Below are 233 nucleotides of genomic sequence, written 5' to 3' on the forward strand. Positions count from 1 at the left end.
GCCCATCGGCCACGACGGCCGGCCCGACGACAAGGAGATCGAGCATGTTCCGCAGCGGCAATCCCACCCTCCAGGAATCGACGTTCCTCGACCTGGCCAGCGGCAACGTCGTGCGCCGCGACGGCGACGCGATGACGCTGTCGGGCACCGTCAACAAGACCGGCCTGCTGCTCCTGCTGGCGGTGCTGACGGCCGCCTTCGCCTGGAGCCATACCCTTGGCCCGGACGACAAG

The 233-nt window shown here is 69.1% G+C and carries 1 protein-coding gene; it reads left to right on the forward strand.

Features of this window, described 5'->3' with window-relative positions; genetic code table 11:
• Positions 1-44 precede the first annotated feature (44 nt).
• The coding region (locus SB753_RS41845) for a hypothetical protein (protein WP_410805791.1) at positions 45-233 on the forward strand (189 nt) is incomplete at its 3' end.

Source organism: Paraburkholderia sp. SIMBA_053 (genome assembly GCF_046534895.1).
Taxonomy (GTDB): Bacteria; Pseudomonadota; Gammaproteobacteria; order Burkholderiales; family Burkholderiaceae; genus Paraburkholderia; species Paraburkholderia caledonica.